Origin of the sequence: Candidatus Igneacidithiobacillus taiwanensis (genome assembly GCF_031962545.1) — a bacterium.
Taxonomy (GTDB): domain Bacteria; phylum Pseudomonadota; class Gammaproteobacteria; order Acidithiobacillales; family Acidithiobacillaceae; genus Igneacidithiobacillus; species Igneacidithiobacillus taiwanensis.
In genome coordinates, this window is record NZ_JAVRKK010000166.1 from 1 (window position 1) to 4,424 (window position 4,424).

The 4,424-nt window shown below is 48.4% G+C and carries 5 protein-coding genes; 1 reads left to right on the forward strand and 4 read right to left on the reverse strand.

The window, feature by feature from the left end; all coding sequences use genetic code 11:
* The 3 genes from RTI30_RS14370 to RTI30_RS12940 all read right to left on the reverse strand — a co-directional run.
* On the reverse strand, window positions 1–407 hold a 407-nt coding region (locus RTI30_RS14370; protein ID WP_409449718.1), incomplete at its 3' end, for a glycosyltransferase.
* Between the two features lie 140 nt (window positions 408–547).
* Window positions 548–1,816: a glycosyltransferase gene (locus tag RTI30_RS12935; RefSeq protein ID WP_312283961.1), complete on the reverse strand. Its 1,269-nt coding sequence runs from the start codon at window positions 1,814–1,816 to the stop codon at window positions 548–550.
* Complete coding sequence (locus RTI30_RS12940; protein ID WP_312283962.1) at window positions 1,708–2,799, reverse strand: class I SAM-dependent methyltransferase; 1,092 nt, start codon at window positions 2,797–2,799, stop codon at window positions 1,708–1,710. The genes RTI30_RS12935 and RTI30_RS12940 overlap by 109 nt, the downstream gene beginning before the upstream one ends.
* Before the next feature lie 313 nt (window positions 2,800–3,112).
* Here RTI30_RS12940 and RTI30_RS12945 point away from each other — a divergent pair, with 313 nt between their 5' ends.
* Window positions 3,113–3,382: a hypothetical protein gene (locus RTI30_RS12945; protein WP_312283963.1), complete on the forward strand. Its 270-nt coding sequence runs from the start codon at window positions 3,113–3,115 to the stop codon at window positions 3,380–3,382.
* A gap of 124 nt (window positions 3,383–3,506) precedes the next feature.
* Here the strand turns inward: RTI30_RS12945 and RTI30_RS12950 are convergent.
* Window positions 3,507–4,424, reverse strand: a 918-nt coding sequence (locus RTI30_RS12950; RefSeq protein ID WP_312283964.1) for an oligosaccharide flippase family protein, incomplete at its 5' end; no start/stop codon positions are given.

Here is a 4,424-nt window from a genome sequence, read left to right on the forward strand (position 1 = left end):
TCTAGGCGCGGCAAATCCACAGCCGGATAACAGACGGTCACTGCTCTATGCGGAGAAGCACGGGTTTGCGCAGCAGCCGCTGCTCGGGAGCACGCAAGAACCCCAGTTGCGGGGATCTTGCTGTAGATACGGGTCATTCTATCCGAACCAGCAATCCGATGTTGAAACCAGAAAACAGGTATACCTAAACTCAAGGCTGCGGGGCCAGCATACAAATGGCCATTAGCCATCCAAGATAAAACACTGTCAACATCAGCCTGTTGAAAAGCACGTCGCATTCGCAGCACAGTGCTCGAATAGCGGTGAATCTCCCGCAACCGGCCTGGTGGTGGAAGTACCGTAGACGCATAGCCAAGATCATGTATCGCATCAACTAATTGTCCATCTTGCAAAAAAAAAGGTGACAATCAAACTTAGATGTTGCTGCATTTTCACGAAGCATGTGTAACAGCATGGCCTCGGCACCACCTCTCTGAGTACCATGCGTCATCACGATACCAATACGTTTCATGAGCCAATCCTCTTGTAAACCAGTAAGGAATTGCGTTCAAATTGTATCATGTTTACCTTTACTCATCATTAAAATTATTTTTGTTTTTCTGTATAACGAATAAAAACCAAACAAACCAAATAAAAAGTCCTTTACAGGATGATGGCGGACAAAGCAAGATTCTGCTGAGTTTAAATAGAAGTTTTTTACTAAATACAAATATGCAGTAAGACGTTTTGACCAAGATGAGTCTAATGAATAAAGAATGATTAAAGCATTGTCTTTATCCCTGCATCTCTCAAAGAACTTACTTGCGTTGATTGCATTGCTGGCAATATGTTTGTTACTCCAGTAATTTTTTTTTGAAATCTCTTCCATGACGTTAACCCAGTGCAGTTCATTTCTATAGCGGCCTTCATAAACTGTGGGTGAGAAATATGATTTTAACTGATCCCACAAAGATCGTGGGCCAGATAAGCCGCATGTATTTGATTCATGCTGCCTATACAATGATAGCTTTTCTTCCGTTAATACTACCTTCCCTAAACTGCAACACATCAGATAAATCCACCTATCATGAGATATCATGGGGGGATTGGCTCTATAAAATTGATAATCCTTCCCACGATCACATCTATCAAAAATATTAACGACTATTTTTCGAAAAATCATCGAAAACCCAGGATAAACATCCATTGGATCTAGCTGTAGCGAATCGTATTTGCAAAGCATTAGCTGGTCACTGGACATTCTACCAGTCTTTTTCTTCTGTTTTGCTTGGTGCTTGTTTACAAATTCAATGTCAGGATAGAATGTTCCTGTGTGTTTCAGATCCGATCCCGTCACCACTGCGGAATGAATAACAAGCAGCACATCCGGATCCTCAAATATATCCGCACAAGTAGCAAGCTTTTTCGGCATCCAAACATCATCCTGGTCACAAAAGGCAATCAATTCTCCTTCACAAAGACTCGCTGCTGATAAAAAGTTATCGGCATAGCCCAGACGTTTCTCGTTGCGATAGACCCGCACTGGGAATGGTGCATCAAGAGCAAAATCGCGAACAATATCCAGCGTGGAATCGGTTGAGCCATCATCAGACACCACTAGCTCGTAGGGCAGCAGCGTCTGTGCTGCGAGGCTGTCGAGCTGCTCGCGAATGTAGCGCGCACCGTTATAGGTGGCCATGGCGATAGATATGCGAGGAGTGGCACTCATCATTTGAACCCTACGAATGTGATGGCATCGGTATAAGGAGAAATACCGGAATATTTCTTTTCCTCCTGCACCGCTTGGCGTTGTAGTGATGCGGGTAAGTCTTGCCATTGCGCAGATTCTGGATCGCTACCCATGGTTATGGAATAACTAGCGGTATAGATGAACCGATTGATATTTGGAATCGGTATTTGTTGAATATTCTTAAAACCACACTTCAGAAAGAGTCCATTCAAACTGTTTACATTAAACATGACCAAATGTCTGGGTGGCTCCAGTAGTCTACTGTTTCCTTTCCACACCCGATTGCTTGCGCCATCCAGATTAGGCACGGTAATCCACAATCGCCCACCGGTCCGAAGGATTCGATATACTTCCCTTAGCGCACCCACAGGATCGTGCAGATGTTCAAGTACATTACTCATCGTAATTTCATCATAGCTCTCTGATTCCAAGCCAGTGTCGGGGAAAGAACTTTGATGTACAACAAGTCCGTGACTGCGCGCCTGAGCACATGCCTTTGGATCAATCTCCAGACCTTCTGCCCGATAACCCAAAATTTGGGCTACCCAGACGAATGCACCACTGCCGCAACCGGCATCGAGCAGACGATTATGACCAGGCTTGGGTGCGGGCAGATGGCGGATACGATTTCCTAGCCATCGGCGTGTCGCGGGAAACCCGTGCATGATCCATCGTCCACCCGGTATGCGAGGGCGAAAGCGATAACCATAGCGGACGTTGAGATAGTCGTTGCGCAGTGCATACCATATCCGCTTAACCGGTGATCTGCCGGGCCCCGGCAACAAGCCACTTCCAGCTTGCCAATCTCCGTGCGTGTAATAATTAGCGTAAGCCCGACCGATACTTTCCACTGTAGGGCAGGGATCAAGATAACCGACTCCACCACCCTCACATTTCCACATTTTCCAAACACCGGGTGCAGAGAAGAAGACTTTGTCGCGCAAATCATCGTAGAGCAAAAACCGTCCGGTTGTACCGCAGACGGGGCAATGTCCCAAAACTTCCAGATCCTCGGTCGGCCAATCTCCCTGTGGGGGAGCGCGGTGGTCGCTTTCGTTGATGTTGTTCACGAGTGTCTCCAAAACTGTTCGGGAGAGAAGCGTCGCAGGCCGCGCGCAGTAACAATTTTGAAAGAATGGGTAGCCATTGAAACATCATTACCATCCTTAGTAAATTGATCTCCCACACTCATGCTGAATGCTCCGCTTTGTCTAAGAATAGGTTAATATCTGTACTCAACAAAAAGGGAAGGTATTGTTTTATAGATTCGTCGCTCCAGTTCCACCAAGCTACACTGAGTAGCCGTTCTATGATGGCAGGCTCAAACCTGTATTTCACGACATGGCAGAAGCGGACGACCACAACACGTTGAAAGGATAGGTTGTGACCCAGTCGGTCCTGTGTTCTCCACCTAGAAATATCTCCATCTGCGATAGAACAGAAATTGCCGATCGCAAGCGACGCACCTTCGTTCCAGCTCAGAATGGTTGGGTTGCCATAGGAGCCACGGCCAATCCTATATTGCGGGTATTTGTGCTGCAAGTCTTGTCGGCGGTTATGCAGCCCAAGGAGGCTTTTGATCTTGGCTCTGATGCTCATATTTTATACCCAATCAGGGTGAAGGCGTCGGTCGAAGGTAATATCCCGGGTTGAATTCTTTCTGCAACGAGCGAACGTTCCACACTAGTACATACCGAGCATTGCCCGAGCCCTTCCAGATCCTCGGCGAACCAATCTCCTAACGATGGAGTGCATTGGGCGAGTGCGTTGGAGTCGTTCATGAATGTTTTCTGATTCGCGAAGTGGAAAAATGCCATAAACTGTGCCTTGATTGAACAAGGATATGCCGCAATTCTGGCGCTATCCATAACGCCCAGACGATACTGAATAACACTATCACCAAAGCTAAAATGCTTTGCGCAGAGACAATATGCTGAGGGGCGATTGCGCCTGCAAAACCCATCATCAATACGGCTGGCAGAACATACCGCAAGCCGTGGGAAAGCCGGACGAAATAGAAGAGCAACAAGGCATCGGCGGCATTTCTCAAGCTCCACGCCAGCGCCGCCCCTGGCAGGCCCAGCCAGTGAATCCCTCCCCAGAGTACCAGCAGGAAAAACGGTAGTTCGAGGAGATGCAGTTTAGCGGTAATATCGGGCCGACCTTGTCCTTGAAGCAAGCCGTAGGGGACATAGGCAAGCCCATTGATCCAGATGCCTGCAAGCAAAATCATGCCCACCAAGGCCCCATGCCGGGAAAACGCCGGGCTGATCCAGTACGTCAAGAAAAGAGGGAGCACAGCGATGCCGATGACAGTGATGGGCGTCATGACGGCTAGGAGCAGGTGCAATCCACGTTCGGCCAATTGTTTCCCTTCTCCGCTTTCGGTACGTGAAAACCGAGGAAACAGGCTAGTGGAGAGTGCGCCGGGGAGTATGGAGACACGGTTGACGAGATTATAGGTTACGGTGTAATAGGTGACCGCTTCAACGCTGAGCAGAGCGCCAATCAGCATGCGATCGAAGGTAACGAGCACCGGTCCCACGATATTGCTAACAGATATCCAGCCTCCATAGCTGAACAGGGCGCGTGCGCGCGACCGATTGAAGAGAGCGGAAGGCACGATAGGTAGAAAACGCCAGACGCCGATAAACTGAAGCAGGAGACCCAAAGCCCGGGCAATGACCACGGACGG

What these genes read in the sequence shown, in the direction of transcription:
- RTI30_RS12935 (WP_312283961.1), bottom strand. Translation starts at nt 1,816, where the DNA reads ATGGCAAGACTTACCCGCATCACTACAACGCCAAGCGGTGCAGGAGGA.